This is a genomic window from Sphingomonas sp., assembly GCF_039594485.1.
Lineage (GTDB): Bacteria > Pseudomonadota > Alphaproteobacteria > Sphingomonadales > Sphingomonadaceae > Sphingomonas.
Genome location: NZ_JBCNNI010000048.1, coordinates 1 through 17,904, shown reverse-complemented (window position 1 = coordinate 17,904; position 17,904 = coordinate 1). Strand labels below are relative to the sequence as shown.

Genomic DNA, 17,904 nt, shown 5'->3' with positions numbered 1-17,904 from the left:
ATCTCTAGTCCAATCCATCAAGGGGAGCAGAGCCGATGAAGATGCCGGTCCTTCGACAAATGTCCTTTATGCTCGCTTGTGTCGGGAGCGCTTCCCTCTGTACTCCCGCTCATGCGCAGGACGACACGCAAGCATGGGGCGCAGTAATCGCTACGGGTCCAGTACGCGGTGACCTATTCCTGTGGCTTGAAACGCAGGCCCGTGCGACCGATGATGTCGGGGGAGGCAGCCAATTTATAGCAAGGCCGGCGATCGGCGCGCGGATCGCACGCGACGCTCACGCAATCGCCGGTTACGCCTACATTCGCACCGATCCTGCTAATGGCCAGACAGTCAATGAACACAGGCTCTGGCAGCAGGTCCAGTTCGCCGCTGTTCGGGGACGGGGCGGAGCTCCGCTGGTTATCAGCCGCACGCGGCTCGAACAGCGTATGATCGAGGGCCGAGAGGACACCGGATGGCGACTGCGCCAGTTCGTTCGGTTGCAGGTGCCGATTGCGCGCGAAGGGGCGGTGCAGGCGGTCGCCTTCACCGAGGGGTTCTTGAATCTGAACTCGACGATCTGGGGCGCTCGTGACGGGGTGGACCAGTGGCGCACTTTCGTCGGCATTGGTGTACCGGTCGCGCACCGGGTGCGGATAGAGCCAGGCTATCTGAACCAACGCGTGTTTCGACGGGGAGAGGATCGTACCAATCACGTGTTGAGTGCAACTCTGTTCGTCGGGCTTTAACAAAAGCACACAGGCACGGTGGTGAAGTCGGCAAGTTCGGTTCGCCGTCACAATCCAGCTGATTCCGGGTACTCTCCACGCCTATCGCTGCTCTTCCGGCTTTATCCTGATTGTACAACTCACTGCCTTGCCCGTCTTGATCGCGGCCTTCTCGCACCTTTCGATCATTTCGCGATTCGCCGTCACAATTTTATCGCCCGCGACGATCGCGCTAAACGCGGTCGAGCTGGCGCTCTGCATCATCCGCTGCCCTGCTTCCCAACGGGGAAGGTCGAGCGTCCGTGCCGCCATTCGCTCGGGCCATTGCCAGCTCGCCGGCGCGACCTCGCGCGCGACGAGGCCGGGCAGGATCGCCCATGCAAGGATGCCCGCCGCCGCGCCGCCCAGCCCGAACCATAGCTGCCGGTTCTTCTGGTCCGCCCGTGTCCATGCGGACCCGGCGACGGCGCGAAGCTCGGCCATGATGCGGGCCTTGTCCTCGCCCGCTTTGGCGAGCGCCGCCTGGTCCTCACGCCGTGCGGCGTTGCCCGCTGCGGCGATCCGCTGCGCCATCTGCTCGGGCGTCATCGCCAGCGCCGGACTCCGCGCGATCACGTCATTGATGACCGCGATCCGGTCGGCCGTGGCGTCCACGCCTTGCTGCATCCGCCCCAGCGTCTCGGTATAGTCCGGCACGTCGATATGCGCCCGCTCGGCCGCCAATCCCTCCACGGCACGGCGTAGCAACGCCAGCTCGCGGTCCTGGCCTTCTATGACGGCGCGCAACCGGTCGAACGCCTCCGCCGGATCGCCGCCTTCCTGAATATCGTCGTCCATCGTCACCTACCGGCTCATGCCACGGTCGCGGTCGCGGCCAATCGTGACCGACTGCGCCAGCTCGTTTGCGATCGACCGGCCGCGCTCCATTTTCAATTCCAGCTCGGGCGCGCGACGGTGCAAAGCAGATTCGAGCTGCGGGTCGCGTTGCAGCCCGCCCGCGATGCTCTCCATGCGCTTGCCGAGCCGCTCCGCACCCGCACGGTCGCCAGCACGCTCCATGCTGGCCCGCGCCTCCTTCAAGCCCTGCCACTGCTCCACGAACCGGCCCGCGCGTTTCTCCGGGTCGATGCGGACCTGGCGCTCCGCCTCCATCGCCTTGGCCGCGCCGCCCGTGTTCCCCTCGGCCGCGTCACGCGCGAGCCGGGGGTCGCGCTCGATCGCGCTGGCAAGGTCACGCGCGCCATGCGGCCGCACCTGGTCGAGCGCGTCGCCGGCCTTCGCCAGCGCCTGTTCCTGGTGCGCCAGCACCGGCAACCCCTTGTCCCGCATCCGGCCTATATCGGCTGCGGCGCGCCCATAGCGTTCGATCGCGCGGGCCTGCGAGGATGCCAGCGGCCGATCGGCCGCGACACGATCCGGCGACGTCGCCTTCTCGGTCGCCGGCTTCGGCCGGAATCCGTCGAACATGCCCCTGGCCTTGTTGCGGACCTTCTCCACCACCTGGCGCGCGAGTTCCGGGAACCGGATCTCGCGCCGATCGGCGAACGCGCGCGCCTGGTCCTGCTCGGGCCGGGCATAGTCACCCGCCATGTCCTTGCCCCGGTCGCGCGACAGGGCGCGGACGAGCTGGCGCTGATCGGCGAAGTCATCGCGGCCATAGTGGAGCTGCACGTCGTCGCGGTGTCGCGACATGCCGACATAGGCGCTGTGCCGGTCCATGCCGGGGGTGGCGAGGACATGAGCACGATCGACTGTTACGCCCTGCGATTTGTGGAACGTCGCCGCATAGCCATGATCGACATGGGCATAATCCTTGGTGTCGAAGGCAACGCCGCGCCCGTCATCGAGGCGCACCGCCATGCCCTCGGGCGATACCCGCTCGATCGTCGCAAGCGTGCCGTTCTTGACCCCCATGCCGCGCTCGTTGCGCAGGAACATGATGCGGTCGCCGGTCGCGAACTGCCGCTCGCCGCGCTCGGCCTTCACTGTCACGTCGTCGCCAAGGTCGCCGGATGCGCGCAACCGGTCGCGCGCCTCGCCATTGAGGCTCTGCACCTCGGCATTGGTGTGGGTGAGGATGATCCGGCTTTTGCCCGGCTCGGCCTGACGCGCCCGATCCCAGCCGTCGACCAACTCGCCCCGCGCCGCCTCGCGCGTGTCGGCCGCGTGGACCATGCCGTTGCCGCCATAGGCATGGATCGCCTCGCCGGTGCGCCCGGTCGCCAACGCGCGGGTCGCATCACGCTGCCAGTCCTCGCGCTGCCGGCGTATCTCGGTGATCTCGGCCGCGCCGTGGCGCTCGGTGACGCTGCGGAACGCCGCGCCCGCCTCGATCGCCTGCAACTGCTCGGGGTCGCCGACCATTACGACCTTGGCCCCGGCATCGCGTGCCTGGGACAGCACCCGCTCCATCTGACGCGAGCCGATCATACCGGCCTCGTCCACCACCAGCACGTCCTTGGGACCTAGCTGCTCACGCCCCCGCCCCCATGCGTGTTCAAGGCTGGCGATGGTGCGGGACTGGATGCCGGACCCACCCTCAAGATTCTCGGCCGCGATGCCCGACAAGGCCGCGCCGCGCACCGTGTAGCCCTGCCCCTCCCAAGCCTCGCGCGCGACGCCAAGCATCGCAGATTTACCGCTGCCGGCATAGCCGACGACGGACGCCAGCCCCACGTCGCCGGTAACATGATCGAAGGCGTCACGCTGCTCGGCCGACAGGACAAGACCACGCCCCTCGGCCGCGCTGATCGCGGCGTCACGCTGCCGGTCGCCGACGCCATGCCCGATACGGCCTGCCAGCTCGTCGCCGGCACGCTCAAGCCGATTCTCCACCGCGATCATATCGCGGGAAGTAAACCGCTCCTGGTCGCGACCGTCCTTCCCCAACGCGACCAGCTCGGGGCTGGCGCGCACCGCCCCCATCACCTGGTCGAACTGCTCCTTGCCGTCGCTGTGTCGGAACGCGAACGTCGCAAGGTCGCGGGTGGTGAACGTGGCCTGCTGCCGCATGATCGCGTCCAGCGCGACATTGGGGTTGGCGATGATCTTCTCGCCGTTCTCGCGGGCGATGCGCGTGTGATCCTCGATCCGCTCCGCCTCAAGTCCCTGCTCCGGCCGGCGCGATGCTGCGGGTCCGATCTTGTGTTGCGGCTCCAGCCCGATCCCCTGCGCCTCATAGGAGCGATGATCGATCCGGCCCTCAAGCCCCAGCTCGGCCATGCGCTCGTTGACATGCGCGCTCCACGCCTCGCGCCAGTCCTTCAGCAGCTCGGTGCTGTTCCAATCCCGGTTCTTCTTCCCGAACCCCTCCGGACCGACTTCGCGCATCGTCATCATTACATGCGCGTGCGGCTTGGGCGTGTCGTCCTTCGCCTTGTCCCAATGCACGTTCAGGTCCGCGACCATCCCGCGATCGACAAACTGCTTCTTCACGAAATCGCGGGCGAGCTGGACGCCCTGCTTCTCGTTCATCTCGCGCGGAATCGAGAACTCCACCTCGCGGGCAAGCTGCGCGTCCTTGCGCTTCTCGCCTGCCTCCACCTCGTTCCACAAGGTTGTGCGGTCGTTTAAACGCTCCGGTGCGCCCTCTGGCAACATCACCTCGGAGTGGATCACGCCCGCCTTGTTGCTGAAATCGTGATCGCGGTTCAGCCGATCATCGTGCAGCTCGGACGCGGAACGATAGGCGGCGCTCGCAACCGCACTCGATCCGTTCGCGCGGCTCACAACCTTGGCGGAGAAGTGGTAGATCGCCATGACGCTCCGCACACTGCCCTACTTAGCGCACGTCGGCAACGACGTATAAGCGCGCACTCATCCTCCGCTTCGCTCCTCCTGACTGACTTGGTGCTGCTTCCTGATCGTTCCGGCTTTACCCTCAAGCTGGGTGCGCTAGAATGCTGGTTATCAATGCACGGAAGGGGGAAGGCGATGCGGAAGGTTCGCGATTACGATGCCGAGCTGAAGGCGCTGGACGACAAGGCACGATCCCTCAAGGCGAAGCGGGTCGAACAGTTGGGCCAGCTTGTCGCCGCAACCGGGGCCGATGCGCTCGATGCGGAAACCCTCGCCGGCGTGCTGCTCGATGCGATCGGATCGAAGGATGCGGACGCGAAGGAGGCATGGCGCGCGAAGGGCGCGGCCTTCTTTCAACGGCGCGGGCGCAAAGGTGCTGGCGCTGCTGCAATCGACGGATCGAGGACTGCGGCTGAACCGGGCAGCGACGCTGCGGGCGGAAGCGGCGGAACGACGAACGGATAGTAGGGGCTGGGTCGTGCAACGTCGCGAACGGACACGCCACCTGATTGAGCTGGGCGGGCTGGTCCAGAAAGCCGGCCTGGTCGATCTGACCGACGACGATCGCGCCACCCTTTACGGCGCGCTGCTCGATCTCGCCGGGCGTGGTCGCGGCGACGATTCCAGCGACGTGCTGGCGCTGTGGAAGCGGCGCGGCAAGCGGGCGTTCGACGCGGAAGCGGAAGGGAGCGAAGCGCCATGAGCGATTTTGATATCGAGGCGATCCGCCGCCAGGTCCGCGCGATGGATTTCGTGCGCGGCACACCGGCGGAAGTCGCCATGTGGCACGAGGACATGGCGGACTCGCGCGCCAACCTGGTCATCGAGAATATGGTCCCGACGCCTAACGACGATGCGTTTTTCGCGATGATGCTGGATGAGGGCGTGCCCCCTCCCCTCGTCTCACAAATCCTGCTCCGGCTGCTCGATCATCCCGACGCCGATCGGTCCCTGCCGGTCACGCCGATGGAAGCGCACTGATGCCCAGGCGACGGATCAGCCCGCTGTTCGCGGTCTTCGTCGCCTTCGTGGTGCTGATGGCGAGCAACGCCTGGCTCAAGAGCATTTTCGGTTATGGCGAGATCGCGACCGACATTCCGTTTCTGCTGGCCGGCGCGATCCTGTTCCTGGCCTGGCGCTTCAACCGACGTGCCGCCAACCAGCGCAACGATCTGCTCGGCTCCGCTCGTTTCGGCGACCGTACCGACGTGCGGAAGCTGGAGGCGAACGGGGATCTCCTGATCGGCCGCTCGGCGAAGTCGGGCAAGCTGCTCCACTACGACGGCGCTGCGCATCTGCTGACGATGGCACCCACCCGCTCGGGCAAGGGCGTCGGCACGATCATCCCCAACCTGTTGCTGCTCGATCGCTCAGTGATCTGCATCGACCCCAAGGGTGAGAATGCTCGCGTCACCGCCCGGGCGCGTGCCGCCAAGGGAAAGGTCTGGTGCCTCGATCCGTTCGGCGTGTCGGGTCAGCCCCCTGCCCGCTATAATCCGCTCGACCGGCTCGATCCCGCCAGCCTCGATCTTGCGGAAGATGCCAACACCCTCGCCGACGCGCTGGTCCACGACGCGCCGGGACAATCGGGCGAAGCCCACTGGAACGAGGAAGCCAAGGCGCTGATCGCCGGGCTGATCCTGCACACCGTCGTCCACGAACCCGCCGATCGCCGCGTGCTTGCCGTCGTGCGCGACAAGCTGACGCTCGCCCCTGCCGGCTTCGCCGCGCTGCTCGCCGATATGCAGGACAGTGCCGGCGCCGGTGGCCTGATCGCCCGCGCCGCCAACCGCCAGCTCGGCAAGTCTGATCGCGAAGCGGCCGGCGTGCTGTCCTCGGCGCAGCGCCACACCCACTTTCTCGACAGCCCGCGCATCGTCGCCAGCACGGCCGCGTCGGATTTCACCTTCGCCGGGTTGAAGGACACGACCGCCACCGTGTTCCTGTGCCTGCCGCCCGATCGGCTCGATACCTATGCCCGCTGGTTGCGGCTGCTGGTGAGCCAGGCCGTCAGCGACATGGCGCGGTCCACCGCCCGCCCTGCCCGGCCCGTGCTGTTCCTGCTCGATGAGTTCGCTGCGCTCGGCCGGCTGGAGCCGGTCGAGCGGGCGATGGGGCTGATGGCGGGCTATGGCCTCCAGCTCTGGCCGATCCTTCAGGACATGCACCAGCTCAAGGCCACCTATGGCGAGCGCGCCGGCACGTTCATGTCCAACGCGGGCGTGATCCAGACGTTCGGGGTCAACGATCATGCGACCGCCGACATGCTCTCGCGCACGATCGGCGACACCACGATCGAATATGATACTGTCAGCACGTCACGCGGCACGGGCTGGGGCGAGAACCGGGCCGGTCCCTCGGAAAGTGTCAGTGGTCATGTTTCAACGCGCCGGCTCGCCACGCCCGACGAAATCATGCGGATGCGGCCCGACCAGCTCCTGCTGCTCCGCCAGGGCGAACACCCGCTCGCGGTCGAGAAAATCCGTTACTACGACCAGCGCGAGTTCGCCGGGCTGTTCGATCCGGTGTAGCAATATCGAGCATTCGCCGAGTCATTGTATAGGCGTATACACCGTTGCACTTTCTTCCAGATCGCGGCGAAAAGTGAGCTTTGGGGTATCTCCTCACTTTTGGTCGATGGGCTGGTAACGGCCATCCTCTCCAGCGCCCCGCTGGACCGATCGGCGGAACAAGGCGCACCATCTCTCCCAGCGGGTCGTTTTGAGGCTCCACGGGCCGGAAATGGCCCTCCTGCGGCCGATTTGCCAAGCACCGTCCTTCGTAATGCTGCGCTGTCGGTCGTGCGTGGCTTACTCGAAAAGCCATTTGGACAGTTCGGCTTGGTGCTAACGTTGGTGATGTTGGAAGTGCTTGCCCGGTTCCTCGCCGGCGTAGCCGGCGATCAACAAAGGCGTATCGGCCGTTAGGCCGATTCAGTTTGTCCTTTCTTGCCCGTGCGTTGTGTGATGTCGCTGGTGGGTGAAACCTCGACAGGAGCCCAAGTTATCCACAGGCGGGGCTGCCCCAAAGCTCACCGTTGGCCTTCAGATTCAATAATTCTTCTTAGATTCAAGATTCAGGGCTCCGAAACCCTTGGTTTTCTGCGGGAAATGGCCCCGAAAAGTGAGCGTTAGGGTCGAGTCGCGTGAGTTTTGGGGTAGCCTTCGGTGAGTGTTGGGGTCGGTAAAAGTGAGCGTTGGGGTCGAGTCCAGTGAGCTTTCGGGTAACCGTCCGATCCACGGTGAGTTTTGGGGTATCCCTCACCATCCAGCGAACGGCGAGCTTTCGGAATTGCCTAGCTCACCGTTGGTGGTAAGGTGAGCGAATGTCTCACTCTAACTCACCTTTGGATGGCGCAAAAGCCGAGCTTGCCTTGGTTGATAATCCTGCCCGCACCCTTGCGCAGAAAGGGCGTGGAAACCCTTTCGATCCGGCCAATTACGGGGAAATCGTCAAGCCTGGCGAGCTGGTCGATATTGTCGAACTGACTCCCCTCACCCTCGCCGATCGCCGCATCTACAATCTCCTGATCGCCAACGCCTGGGAGCGTATCGGCGAGCCGATCATCCATCGCATCGCCAAGACCGCGCTCAAAGGCACGCACCAGGGCAACGAGCGCATCGAAAGCTCGCTGCTGCGTCTGATGGGCACCATTGCCATCGTCACCATCCGAAAGGCCGGTAAGAGCTACAAGCGGCGCGTCCAGCTTCTTGGCCCCAGCGACGAAAGCCTCGAGAAGGACGGCTTCCTCCATTACCGCATTCCCGAGGAGCTGATCGAGATACTGCGCAACAGCGAGGTCTATGCCCGCCTCAAGACGCAGGTGATGTATTGCTTCGAGTCCAAATACGCGCTGTGCCTCTATGAGATGATCGAGCGCCGTATTGGGCTCGAATACAAACAGAGCGAAGAGTTCACGATTGCGGAGCTGCGCGGTCTGCTCAACGTGCCCGAAGGCAAGCTCGAGCGCTTTGCCGATCTCAACAAATATTGCCTCAAGGTCGCCCAAGAGGAAATCAATAAGCTCTGCCCTTTCTATGTCGATTTCACGCCGATAAAAAAGGGCCGCAAGGTTGAGCGGGTTGCCCTGATGTGGCTTCCGAAAACATCAAGCGGCCGGCGCGACGCGCAAAACCTGATCGACCAGCACAGCATCGTCCGCCGTGCCAAGCTGCGCGGCGGTATCCCCGAAATGCCGGTGTTGGTGGATTTTAGCCTGCCCGCCACCCAACGGTGAGCCCCTACCCCAAAGCTCACTTTTGAAGTTAGGCGTATACGCCTATACGCCTATACGTTACGCGCGACACGCCCCCTGCCCTTCTTGACGAACAGGTCGTCCAGCGCCTCGGCCAACAGATTCTGCACCGTCGTCCCCTCCTCGGCCGCAAGGATGCGAAGTTGGGTGCTGACCTCGGGCGCGAAATGGCCGCCAATCAGCTTGGTCCCCTGCCGGCCGCTCGGCGCTGCCTTAGCGGGTGTCGATGCGGGCGGCGCGATCGGTGTGGTGGTTGCCGGCGTCTCGCCGCCAGCCTTGGCGCGATCCAGCATGGCCTGGAGCGTGTTGCCCTTCGCCATCACACCGCCTCCTTATCGTATAGGCGTATAGCCGTATACTCGTATAATCGCTTGATTTCGGCTGCGGCCGGCCCGTTCGGCTCATACTCCTGCACCGCCTGACCTTCGGCCTGCGCGCGGAAGAAGGCTTTGCGGTTGCCGATCGTCACGGGACAGACAGCCGCGCCCAACTCCTCAACCGCCTTCATCGCGTCGCCGGTCTCCTGACCCTGTGGCGGAACGAAGGTAAGCACGACAGCGAAGCTGCGATCGAGCTGTCGCACCACGTCGAGCGTGTGCGTCATGCTCATCGTGTCGAACACCGCCGTCTTGGTCGGGATCAGGATGAAGTCGGCATGACGCGCCGCTTCATAGGCAACGTCGCGGGCAACGGCCGCGCCGTCGATAACAGCAAGGTCCGTGCCGGCGTCGGCGCACGCTTTGAGCATCGCCGCCAGCCGCACCGGCTGAATCGAGGCGACGGCGGGCGTGTCGAGCTGGCGCACGTCCTTCCAGAACGAGGCTGTCGCCTGCGGATCAAGATCGATGATCGCTGCTGCCTTGCCGGCCTGCTCGGCCGCGACTGCAAGGCATGTCGCGAGCGTCGTCTTTCCGACGCCGCCTTTTTGCGACAGGATAGCCAGAACCTTCATGCTACACTCCTACGGGTATAGACTTATACTTGTATACAAATACTGCCGAGTGGGAAAGGGGCTGTGTCACTCATCCGGCGCGTCCTCTTCGTCGTCGAGCGGATCATGCTGCATCGGCCCGTGGCCCGCGATCGGACACAGCGGTGCGCCGGCGGTCTCCAGCCATTTGCGCGCGGTCCTGACCGTATAGCCGCAGGCCTGGCACTCGCATTTGAGCATCCGCGCCGTCTGCTTCTTGGGTGCGGTGGTTTCGCCGGCGGTGTCGAGGCGGGCATGGGGGAGTGGACCGGCAGCGGCGAGGATTGGCGCGACGGCGGCATGGAACACCTCGCCGGGCGTGGTCGCACGCATCGGCCCGACCAGCCCCAGCCCGACAGCGAGCCGTTTAAACGGCTTCCCATGTCCGGCCGGGATGCCGACTGCCGCGTGGACCAGTTCGTGCGCGAGGATTGCGGCGATCTGCGCGGCCATCGCATCGGGCGCGTGCGCGAGGTCCGGGCGGATGAAGATTTCAAAATGGCCGTCCGCACTGCGGCGGTTGTCCCAACACTCGCCGATTGCCTTGCCTTTTCGGCCGGCACTGGTGAAGCCGATCGCGACGCGCACGCGGTCGGGCAGGGGGGTGCCCAGCGCGTCGAATAGCGGAGCCATGCCTACCGCCACCCGATTGAGCCAGCTTTCTCGATTGTCCTGCTCCATTGTCTTGTCTCCTTCAAATCGCCCTGGGGGCGATGGCCTTCCGCCATCGGCCCTGCCTCGTGGCGAACAGCGGGGGAGAGGGGGGCAGCGAGAATCTGCCGGGGTGGTGCGGGCGCAGGCGATAGCCGAGCCACGGCCGGCTGATTGTCGTTGCTGGGGAGAGGGGGCGGCGCTCCCTTTCCCCTCCTGACGGGGATCTTCGCCGGCGACGCCGGCGGCCTCATGCGGGCCTTGGCCCGCCGCGCGAGCGATCGTAGCCCGTCAGGGACGAGACACCAGCACGGCGGCTCGGTCGGAGCGCAGCGGAGATAGAGCGCGGCCCGGCACGGGCGCGCCTGCCAACTCAAGGCGATTGAAAATAACCGGACTAGGTGCTACACAATGATGATGACGGACGGAGGACCAGCGCGAACATTCAAGACGGCCTGGTTCTCGAAGGCAGCACGCAAGGCACTGATCGCCGATAAGGAGCTATGTGCCGCCATTGCACAGGTGCGGAAAGGACAATGCGACGATCTCGGCGGGGGCGTGTTCAAGAAGCGGCTCGACAAGAACCGGCACCGCAGCATCATTCTCGCCAAAGGTAAACGCTATTGGGTCTATACCTACCTGTTCGCCAAAAACGACCGCGACAATATTACCGACGCCGAACTGACCGGCTTTCGTGATCTGGCCGATCTTTATGACGGCAAGACCGACGCCGAAATCGAGCTGGAGCTGAAAGCCAAGGAACTGACGGAGATTTGCCATGCCCGCGAAGCCCAAGTTTAAAAGCGACGCCTTCGAGGCGATCCATAGCAGCGCGTCCGGTATGTTCCGGGCGGGGACGATCACCAAGGCGACGATGCGCCATTTCGATGAGACGTGCCTGACCGTGCCGACCGCGTTCGCGCCGGCCGACATCAAGCATCTGCGCGAAAAGCACCACGTCAGTCAGCCCGTCTTCGCGCGCTACCTCAACACCAGCGAAAGCACGGTCGAGAAGTGGGAAGCGGGCACCAAAAAGCCGAGCGGCCTAGCCTTGAAGCTGCTCACGGTCGTCCAGAAGCATGGTCTGGAAGTGCTCGCCTGACTGTTGTTCGCACCGAGCAGCCAACGCCACCTGATCTGCGTTGCTGACGCTAGACAACGGAACAGATGGGGAACATACACGGAGTTAGCAGCCTCGCTCGAAGGGCCAACCCTCGCGGGGAGAGACATGTAGATTAAGGGATCGGACGACGTGGACACACCAGCATTGCGCAAGGCACGGGGAGCCTTCTTTACCCCGCCAGCGCTTGCCCACTTCCTGTCAGAATGGGCGATCCGGTCGAGTGCTGACACCGTGCTCGAGCCATCATGCGGTGATGCAGCTTTTCTGCTTCCGGCCGTTGACCGCCTGCGTGCGCTCGGAGCAAAGGCTGACATGCCGGGCCAGCTCCATGGCGTCGAAATCCACGACGCATCGGCGACTGCCGCAAACACCCGGTTGGCCGCACACGGCGCGTCGGCGCGGATCGCTATCGGCGACTTTTTCGACGAGGGTCCGCCACCGTCCAAATATGACGCGGTAATCGGTAATCCGCCCTATGTTCGCTATCAACAATTCAGTGGCGATGCTCGAGCTAAAAGCCTTCAGGCCGCGTTAGCGCAGGGTGTCCGATTAACTGGCCTTGCCAGTTCTTGGGCCGCATTCACAATCCATGCCTCCCATTTCTTGAAGGAAGACGGCCGTCTTGGCTTGGTATTGCCTGCCGAACTGCTGACGGTGAACTATGCATCGCAGGTGCGTCGTTTCCTGCTCGATCGGTTCGCCAAGGTTCGTTTGGTGTTATTCGAAGAATTGGTTTTCCCAGACGTGCTCGAAGAGGTCGTGCTGCTTCTTGCCGAGGGTAGCGGGGGCGCGCCGAGCTTTGAAGTTTATCAGGCGCGCAACCTCAACGACCTCGAGCGGATGTGCTCGGATTCGTGGGTTGGATATGCCCCGGCCGGTGATCAGAAGTGGACGCCGGCGCTGCTGCCGGCTGCGGCGCTCGATGTGTATGCGCGCCTGACCGATGATGCCGGATTCTCGACATTGCTGGGGGGATGGGGCGAAACCTATCTCGGTGCCGTTACCGGCAACAACGACTATTTCTCACTCACTCGAGCCGAGGTGGCCAAGCTCAAGCTCGATCAAAGCGAACTGCTGCCGATCTCGCCGCCAGGCTCCAAGCATCTGCGCGGGCTCACATTCGGTTCGGCCGCTTGGGAAAGCCTCGCCAAAGAGGGCAAGCGCTGCTTCCTGTTCGCACCCGGTCCAAAACCCTCGGCTGCTGCGCGCGCATACATCGCGAAGGGAGAAAAGGAAGGCGTCCACCTTACCTACAAGTGCCGCAATCGCACGCCCTGGTGGCGCGTGCCACTAGTCGAGCGGCCCGACCTGCTGTTCACTTATATGAACCATGATCGGCCTCGGCTCATCACCAACGACGCCGAAACACAATTCCTGAACTCGCTCTATGGTGTGAAACTCAATGACGCGGTGCGCGCGATCGGCCGTGAGCTGCTGCCTTTGGTGTGCCTCAATTCTGCAACGCTGCTGGGCGCAGAGGTTGTCGGCCGCGCCTACGGTGGTGGCATGTTGAAGCACGAACCTAGAGAAGCCGATCTGCTGCCAGTACCATCCGCCGCTACACTCGAGGCGGTAGCTGATGAACTGCGTGCAATCCGCCCCCAGATCGGCCGCGCCTTGCGTGGTGCCAAACCTCAGCGAGCAATCGACCTTGTCGATACCATCCTCCTCGAGCGACACCTCGGTTTGAGCCCACTGGAAGTGGGGGGCTTACGCGGGGCACGGGATCTTCTGTTTCAGCGCCGGGTGACTCGAAGCAGGAGCGAGCGTGCCACCAATTGAGAAGGCTATTGATGCTGCGCTACGTAGCCTGCCCCCAAAGCCGGCGGACGATGCCGCCTCGTCCGCAAAGAAAGCCTATAGCGAGCTGATGTCGGCGGCCGTGGCCGTCGCAATCGGCGCTGAACTCAGGCGACGCGGCTGCAAGGAAGCGCGACCCGCCGAACCAGGCGAGGTGGGAGGCTCGGGCGCGGAACGTCGCATGGCCGGCGGAATCGGCGCGAAGAAGGTTGATGTGACCTGGGCAACCGAAGCATCCGGGCTGCTGCTCGGTATCTCGATCAAGACCATCAACTTTCGTGACACCAAAACAAAGAACTTTCAGAAAAATCTCACCAATCGCCGTGGTGACATGCTGATCGAAGCGGTGACGCTACACCGCCGTTTTCCATATGCCGTACTGGCCGGCTTGTTCTTCCTGGATGCAGGCGCCGGGACCGATCACGTCCGTGCGGACGACGGCGCGCCCCGGCGGCGATCGACATTCGTCAATGCTCACCAGCGGCTCAAGCTATTTACCGGCAGGGCCGATCCCCACGACAGGGACGAACAGTTTGAGCGTTTCTACCTCATTCTGGTCGAAGCCTCTCCTACGGCATCGAGCGTCCGGGCTTTTCGTGTCGGTGACCCAGAGACGGAAGTTCCTATGCATGATCTCTTGAACGAGCTGATGACATTGGTTGCGGAACGGAACCCGGATTTCTACGAGTTCGACGATGTGACAGGTCAGCTAGGTCGAGCGAGCTGACGGTATCACTCCACAATGCGTGTCGATCGCCTGCTGGAACGGAGCGCCAGTCGAATGGCGCAGCATCATGTCTCAACGTCCAAAGATGCGGGCTAACAGCCCTGGCCTCCTCGGCTCCGGAGCTGGCACTTTTCGCACCATTGGCTCCGGACGCGCCAAGGCGACGATTTCATCCATCAGGTCGGCACGTCGCTTACCCCGCACTGCGGCCAGCTTGCTTTCCTGCTCGCGCCATAGCTCGGCGTAAAGTGCATGGGCGGTCGTGTGCGACTTTGGCTCGCCCCATGCTTCGCGCATCATCTTCCGATCGGTCTTGTTGAGGCCGAGAAGCTCATCGCATCCGATCACGTCATACGTGAGGTTGAGTTTGGCGAGCTTGGCATATGGCGTGCTCTCCAGGACGTTGAAGCCGGGCTCGCGCAACACCTCGCTATAGGGCACGCTCCAACTGCTCAGCGCCGCCCAATAGTGAAGCTGGCGCAGCTCGGCGTCGAACGGCTTCCCCTCCTTCTTGAGCTGACGGATGATCGCGCGCCGCGCGACCGCCATCTGGCTGAACGCTCCGGGCAAGGGCAACTGGCGTTCCGCCATCGCTAGACGTGCGGCCGGGTCGTCCTGCACGTCCTTGATCGCGTCGCCCCAGAATTGCCCGTCCACCTTTTCCGGTCCCGGCACGGCGGCCGTGGCGGTGCCGTTCTGGTTCTCCGTCCAAACCGGCGTCCACTGCGCCTCGCCTCGCCGGCGCGCGTCGTCGTCCGTTTTCGTGTCGATCCAAAGCATGGGCGTTCCTTTCACGCTCTCTTAGCGGGGAGCGGCGTCGCGCCCGATGCTCGCTCGCGATGCGCGCGCAACACGCGCTGCACGGTCGATCGCGACACGCGAAAAAGGCTGGCGAGTTGGGCAGGGGAACCTTGGCCGGATTCTGCCTTGGCGATGATCTCGGCGCGCTGCTGGCCGGTGAGGCTCGGCCGGCGTCCAAGGTGCCGGCCGGCTTTGCGAGCGTGCGCCAGCCCGTTCATGGTCCGCTCGCGGATCATGGCACGCTCGAACTCGGCGAAGGCTCCAAGCATCTGTGTCATCAACCGGCCCGGCGCGGTGGTGGTGTCGATCGCCTCCGTCACTGATCGGAACCCCGCGCCTGCGGCGGTGATCGCCTCAAGGGTGAACAGTAGATCGCGGAGCGAGCGCGATAGCCGGTCGAGTTTCCACACCACGAACACGTCGCCGGGCCTCAACGCGCCGATCGCGCGCGCCAGCTCGGGACGGTCAGCTCGGCCACCCGATGCCTCCTCCTGGTAGATGGGATCGCACCCCGCATCGCGGAGCGCGCGAAGCTGCGGGTCTATGTCCTGGGAGTCGCCTCGCGACACGCGGGCATAGCCAATTTCCATGCCTTCATTCTGGCACGGGGTTGTGACACCTGCAAACCCTTGGAAAAGCTGGGGCAGGGTGGCGGTGTCACAACCGACCGGGCCTGTTGAAAAATGCCGGACATGCCGGGTTGCTCCTTCGTTTCACCCCTATCGAAAGGAGCGTCGCTATGATGGGACCAGCCTGTCGCAGTAAGCGGGAAGGGGCGTCCTTCCGCACCGTAGAAGCCATGTTGCCCACAGACCACCTGCTGCGTCGCGTCGATCGATGGCTCGACATCGGCGAGTTGAGACAGGCACTGGCCGGTCATTACAGCGCACGGGGAAGACCATCGATCGATCCCGAACTCCTCATCCGCATGACGCTGATCGGCCGCATCTTCGCGATCGCGTCCGAACGGCGGCTGTGTGAGGAGCTGCGCTACAATCTGGCCTATCGCTGGTTCTGCCGTCTCGCGCCGGGAGACAAGGTTCCGCACCACTCCACGTTCAGCAAGAACCGCCATGGTCGCTTCCGCGATGCCAACGTGTTCCGGATCCTGTTCGAGAGCACGGTGAGACGCTGCATCAGAGAAGGACTGATTGGCGGAAAAGACGCCGCGATCGATGCGTCGTTCATAGCGGCTGATGCGAGCTGGCAGCGCAAGACCGTTCCCGGCTACCTGCCGTATGTCGCCAACGCGTCGCGCGCGGTTAGGGAGTGGGTGCACGACACAGGAGATGCCGTCTTTGAAATGGCGCGGTCGAAAAGCTGCCAAGGCATCTCTCGAACGGACCCTGCCGCGGCCTGGTCGGCGCGAACGGTGCGTGGCCGGTTCGGCTACGCCTTGAATGCGCTGGTCGACACCCCGAGTGGCGTCGCGCTCGATGTCGAGGCGACACCAGCTCGCTTCGCGGAGGAAGTTGATGCGGGGCGCGTCATGCTCGAGCGGTCGGCCGATCGGTTTGATTATCGCCCCAAGCGGGTCGCGGCCGATAAAGCCTATGGCAGCGCGAACTTCCTCGGCTTCGTGCGGGATCACGGCGCAACCCCACACATCCCCGTGATCGACCGGACGCAGCAGACCAAGGGCAAGCTGCCGCGAACGGCCTTCAGCTATGATCGTGGCACCGACAGCTTTACCTGCCCGACCGGCAAGACGCTCCGGCACCATGCCTTCCATCCTCCCACCGGCGTACACCGTTACGCGGCGGATGTTCGGGATTGCGAGGCGTGCGTGCTTCGGAAGAAATGCACGACGTCGCGGCGTCGTACCCTGGTTCGACTGGACGATGAAGACGTTCGCGATCTTGCCAGAGCCGAAGTGGAAACCGGGCTCTACAAGCGGTCTATGCGGTTGCGGCGCGGGGTCGAACGGTTCTTCGCCGACGCCAAGGGCAAGCATGGCATGAGGCGGCTTCACCTGCGCGGCATCCGCGGAGCGGAAGAAGAGTTCCTGATCGGCGCGGCGGTAATGAACCTGATGATACTGGCGCGACCACGTCGGCTGATCGGCAAGCCGCGCAGAGGTGTCTGCGTTCCCGCAGCCCTCACCCCGGCCGCCATCTCGGCCCGGTCGATCGAACATGACGTGATCGTCTCGCCCGCTCGGCAATATGCCTGATCGCTGAAGCGCGGCGTGCTTCATCACGCGGCGCGCAGTCGTTCTTTGCGGTACGGCACACCGTCAAGCAGTGCCTGGCCCGGCGCCTTGGGCGTGCCGTCACCGTTCACGTACATATAGAGTGTCGTCGTCGTCATCCCGAGACGGCGCGCGACATCAGCTGCGATCGCGTTACGATCGGACATGGCGGCCATCGCCATCGCCAGCGTTGCCTTGTCCATCTTGCGGGGCCGCCCTCCCATGCGCCCCCGCGCGCGTGCCGCAGCAAGGCCGGCCTGTGTGCGCTCGGCGATAAGCTCGCGCTCGAACTCGGCGAAGGCGGCAAAGATGCCGAAAGCCAGGCGGCCGTTGGCGGTGGTGGTGTCAATCTGCGCGCCGGCGCCAGTCAGTACCTTCAACCCGATGCCGCGCTCACGCAGCGCCTCGGCGGTGATGACCAAATGCCTCAGGTCACGTCCGAGGCGATCCAGTTTCCAGAGCACCAGTGTATTGCCGGGCTGCAACGCCTTGAGACAGGCAGTCAGGCCAGGACGCGCATCATGACGACCCGACGCGAGATCCTCATAAATGCGTGAGGCATCGACGCCGGCGGATAGCAGCGCGTCGCGCTGCGGTGACAGCGTCTGCGATCCGTCAGCCTTGGATACCCTCACATATCCGATGAGCATCATCACCCCGCCAGAAAAGATATCTAACACCCTGCAATGTGCCGGTGGTTTCCGCAACGGGTATTCCGACCGCTAGGAAGCTTCGATGAGGCAAAAACCGCTGTCGTTTTCAGAAGACGGCTGCACTGAACGTCAGAAGCCGACTGCACTATAGCAGCGGAGGGGTTGGATCCATCAGGCAACGACGGGCTGCTGCCGGCCAAGAGCGACCAACTGATGTGAGAACCC

19 protein-coding genes are annotated in these 17,904 nt (G+C 64.0%); 11 read left to right on the top strand and 8 right to left on the bottom strand.

Features of this window, described 5'->3' with window-relative positions:
- The first annotated feature begins 35 nt into the window (after positions 1-35).
- On the top strand, positions 36-731 hold the full coding sequence (locus tag ABDV78_RS17655; RefSeq protein WP_083956696.1) for a DUF2490 domain-containing protein: 696 nt from the start codon (positions 36-38) through the stop codon (positions 729-731).
- A gap of 81 nt (positions 732-812) precedes the next feature.
- On the opposite strand, the gene ABDV78_RS17650 is transcribed toward ABDV78_RS17655, so the two are convergent.
- Positions 813-1,547, bottom strand: a complete 735-nt coding sequence (locus tag ABDV78_RS17650; protein ID WP_088184517.1) for a DUF6118 family protein — start codon at positions 1,545-1,547, stop codon at positions 813-815.
- Between the two features lie 6 nt (positions 1,548-1,553).
- On the bottom strand, positions 1,554-4,469 hold the full coding sequence (gene traA, locus ABDV78_RS17645) for a Ti-type conjugative transfer relaxase TraA (RefSeq protein WP_066707242.1): 2,916 nt from the start codon (positions 4,467-4,469) through the stop codon (positions 1,554-1,556).
- 174 nt (positions 4,470-4,643) lie between these two features.
- On the opposite strand from traA, the gene ABDV78_RS17640 reads away from it, so the two are divergent.
- The 5 genes from ABDV78_RS17640 to ABDV78_RS17620 all read left to right on the top strand — a co-directional run bounded on the left by ABDV78_RS17640 (position 4,644) and on the right by ABDV78_RS17620 (position 8,745).
- On the top strand, positions 4,644-4,973 hold the full coding sequence (locus ABDV78_RS17640) for a conjugal transfer protein TraD (RefSeq protein WP_066707240.1): 330 nt from the start codon (positions 4,644-4,646) through the stop codon (positions 4,971-4,973).
- 13 nt (positions 4,974-4,986) lie between these two features.
- Positions 4,987-5,211 (top strand): conjugal transfer protein TraD, encoded by a 225-nt coding sequence (locus ABDV78_RS17635; RefSeq protein WP_066707237.1) that lies wholly within the window; start codon positions 4,987-4,989, stop codon positions 5,209-5,211.
- Entirely contained in the window at positions 5,208-5,489 is a 282-nt protein-coding gene (locus tag ABDV78_RS17630) for a hypothetical protein (RefSeq protein WP_066707234.1), read from the top strand. The genes ABDV78_RS17635 and ABDV78_RS17630 overlap by 4 nt, the downstream gene beginning before the upstream one ends.
- Positions 5,489-7,039 carry a type IV secretory system conjugative DNA transfer family protein gene (locus ABDV78_RS17625; RefSeq protein ID WP_083956695.1) on the top strand — a complete coding sequence of 517 codons (1,551 nt, stop codon included), beginning with the start codon at positions 5,489-5,491 and terminating at the stop codon, positions 7,037-7,039. The genes ABDV78_RS17630 and ABDV78_RS17625 overlap by 1 nt, the downstream gene beginning before the upstream one ends.
- A gap of 794 nt (positions 7,040-7,833) precedes the next feature.
- A complete protein-coding gene (locus tag ABDV78_RS17620; protein WP_066707232.1) occupies positions 7,834-8,745 on the top strand; it encodes a replication initiation protein in 912 nt (303 codons plus the stop codon).
- A gap of 50 nt (positions 8,746-8,795) precedes the next feature.
- Here the strand turns inward: ABDV78_RS17620 and ABDV78_RS17615 are convergent, their stop codons facing one another.
- The 3 genes from ABDV78_RS17615 to ABDV78_RS17605 form a co-directional block, all read right to left on the bottom strand.
- Positions 8,796-9,083, bottom strand: a complete 288-nt coding sequence (locus ABDV78_RS17615) for a ribbon-helix-helix domain-containing protein (protein ID WP_083956694.1) — start codon at positions 9,081-9,083, stop codon at positions 8,796-8,798.
- Entirely contained in the window at positions 9,083-9,715 is a 633-nt protein-coding gene (locus ABDV78_RS17610; protein ID WP_066707230.1) for an AAA family ATPase, read from the bottom strand. The genes ABDV78_RS17615 and ABDV78_RS17610 overlap by 1 nt, the downstream gene beginning before the upstream one ends.
- A gap of 66 nt (positions 9,716-9,781) precedes the next feature.
- Complete coding sequence (locus ABDV78_RS17605) at positions 9,782-10,414, bottom strand: transcription elongation protein SprT (RefSeq protein ID WP_066707228.1); 633 nt, start codon at positions 10,412-10,414, stop codon at positions 9,782-9,784.
- Between the two features lie 381 nt (positions 10,415-10,795).
- Here ABDV78_RS17605 and ABDV78_RS17600 point away from each other — a divergent pair, with 381 nt between their 5' ends.
- The 4 genes from ABDV78_RS17600 to ABDV78_RS17585 all read left to right on the top strand — a co-directional run bounded on the left by ABDV78_RS17600 (position 10,796) and on the right by ABDV78_RS17585 (position 14,034).
- A complete protein-coding gene (locus tag ABDV78_RS17600; RefSeq protein WP_245842213.1) occupies positions 10,796-11,185 on the top strand; it encodes a type II toxin-antitoxin system RelE/ParE family toxin in 390 nt (129 codons plus the stop codon).
- Positions 11,163-11,486 (top strand): DNA-binding transcriptional regulator, encoded by a 324-nt coding sequence (locus ABDV78_RS17595; RefSeq protein ID WP_066707225.1) that lies wholly within the window; start codon positions 11,163-11,165, stop codon positions 11,484-11,486. Before ABDV78_RS17600 ends, ABDV78_RS17595 begins: the two co-directional genes overlap by 23 nt.
- 150 nt (positions 11,487-11,636) lie before the next feature.
- Positions 11,637-13,289, top strand: coding sequence for an N-6 DNA methylase (locus tag ABDV78_RS17590; protein WP_211280989.1), 1,653 nt, complete (start codon positions 11,637-11,639; stop codon positions 13,287-13,289).
- Positions 13,276-14,034, top strand: a complete 759-nt coding sequence (locus ABDV78_RS17585; RefSeq protein ID WP_218016171.1) for a hypothetical protein — start codon at positions 13,276-13,278, stop codon at positions 14,032-14,034. Before ABDV78_RS17590 ends, ABDV78_RS17585 begins: the two co-directional genes overlap by 14 nt.
- A 72-nt stretch (positions 14,035-14,106) precedes the next feature.
- On the opposite strand, the gene ABDV78_RS17580 is transcribed toward ABDV78_RS17585, so the two are convergent.
- Together ABDV78_RS17580 and ABDV78_RS17575 are read right to left on the bottom strand one after the other, a co-directional pair.
- Entirely contained in the window at positions 14,107-14,814 is a 708-nt protein-coding gene (locus tag ABDV78_RS17580) for a hypothetical protein (RefSeq protein WP_066707217.1), read from the bottom strand.
- Positions 14,815-14,825: 11 nt separating this feature from the next.
- Positions 14,826-15,425, bottom strand: a complete 600-nt coding sequence (locus ABDV78_RS17575; protein ID WP_066707214.1) for a recombinase family protein — start codon at positions 15,423-15,425, stop codon at positions 14,826-14,828.
- A 149-nt stretch (positions 15,426-15,574) separates the two neighbouring features.
- Between ABDV78_RS17575 and ABDV78_RS17570 the strand changes: the two genes are divergently transcribed.
- Positions 15,575-17,008, top strand: a complete 1,434-nt coding sequence (locus ABDV78_RS17570; protein ID WP_231376780.1) for a transposase — start codon at positions 15,575-15,577, stop codon at positions 17,006-17,008.
- Positions 17,009-17,031: 23 nt separating this feature from the next.
- Here the strand turns inward: ABDV78_RS17570 and ABDV78_RS17565 are convergent, their stop codons facing one another.
- Complete coding sequence (locus ABDV78_RS17565; RefSeq protein ID WP_037477107.1) at positions 17,032-17,676, bottom strand: recombinase family protein; 645 nt, start codon at positions 17,674-17,676, stop codon at positions 17,032-17,034.
- Positions 17,677-17,904 lie beyond the last annotated feature (228 nt).

What these genes read in the sequence shown, in the direction of transcription:
- ABDV78_RS17655 (WP_083956696.1), top strand. Translation starts at nt 36, where the DNA reads ATGAAGATGCCGGTCCTTCGACAAATGTCCTTTATGCTCGCTTGTGTC.
- ABDV78_RS17650 (WP_088184517.1), bottom strand. Translation starts at nt 1,547, where the DNA reads ATGGACGACGATATTCAGGAAGGCGGCGATCCGGCGGAGGCGTTCGAC.
- traA (WP_066707242.1), bottom strand. Translation starts at nt 4,469, where the DNA reads ATGGCGATCTACCACTTCTCCGCCAAGGTTGTGAGCCGCGCGAACGGA.
- ABDV78_RS17640 (WP_066707240.1), top strand. Translation starts at nt 4,644, where the DNA reads ATGCGGAAGGTTCGCGATTACGATGCCGAGCTGAAGGCGCTGGACGAC.
- ABDV78_RS17630 (WP_066707234.1), top strand. Translation starts at nt 5,208, where the DNA reads ATGAGCGATTTTGATATCGAGGCGATCCGCCGCCAGGTCCGCGCGATG.
- ABDV78_RS17625 (WP_083956695.1), top strand. Translation starts at nt 5,489, where the DNA reads ATGCCCAGGCGACGGATCAGCCCGCTGTTCGCGGTCTTCGTCGCCTTC.
- ABDV78_RS17620 (WP_066707232.1), top strand. Translation starts at nt 7,834, where the DNA reads ATGTCTCACTCTAACTCACCTTTGGATGGCGCAAAAGCCGAGCTTGCC.
- ABDV78_RS17615 (WP_083956694.1), bottom strand. Translation starts at nt 9,083, where the DNA reads ATGGCGAAGGGCAACACGCTCCAGGCCATGCTGGATCGCGCCAAGGCT.
- ABDV78_RS17610 (WP_066707230.1), bottom strand. Translation starts at nt 9,715, where the DNA reads ATGAAGGTTCTGGCTATCCTGTCGCAAAAAGGCGGCGTCGGAAAGACG.
- ABDV78_RS17605 (WP_066707228.1), bottom strand. Translation starts at nt 10,414, where the DNA reads ATGGAGCAGGACAATCGAGAAAGCTGGCTCAATCGGGTGGCGGTAGGC.
- ABDV78_RS17600 (WP_245842213.1), top strand. Translation starts at nt 10,796, where the DNA reads ATGATGATGACGGACGGAGGACCAGCGCGAACATTCAAGACGGCCTGG.
- ABDV78_RS17595 (WP_066707225.1), top strand. Translation starts at nt 11,163, where the DNA reads ATGCCCGCGAAGCCCAAGTTTAAAAGCGACGCCTTCGAGGCGATCCAT.
- ABDV78_RS17580 (WP_066707217.1), bottom strand. Translation starts at nt 14,814, where the DNA reads ATGCTTTGGATCGACACGAAAACGGACGACGACGCGCGCCGGCGAGGC.
- ABDV78_RS17575 (WP_066707214.1), bottom strand. Translation starts at nt 15,425, where the DNA reads ATGGAAATTGGCTATGCCCGCGTGTCGCGAGGCGACTCCCAGGACATA.
- ABDV78_RS17570 (WP_231376780.1), top strand. Translation starts at nt 15,575, where the DNA reads ATGATGGGACCAGCCTGTCGCAGTAAGCGGGAAGGGGCGTCCTTCCGC.
- ABDV78_RS17565 (WP_037477107.1), bottom strand. Translation starts at nt 17,676, where the DNA reads ATGCTCATCGGATATGTGAGGGTATCCAAGGCTGACGGATCGCAGACG.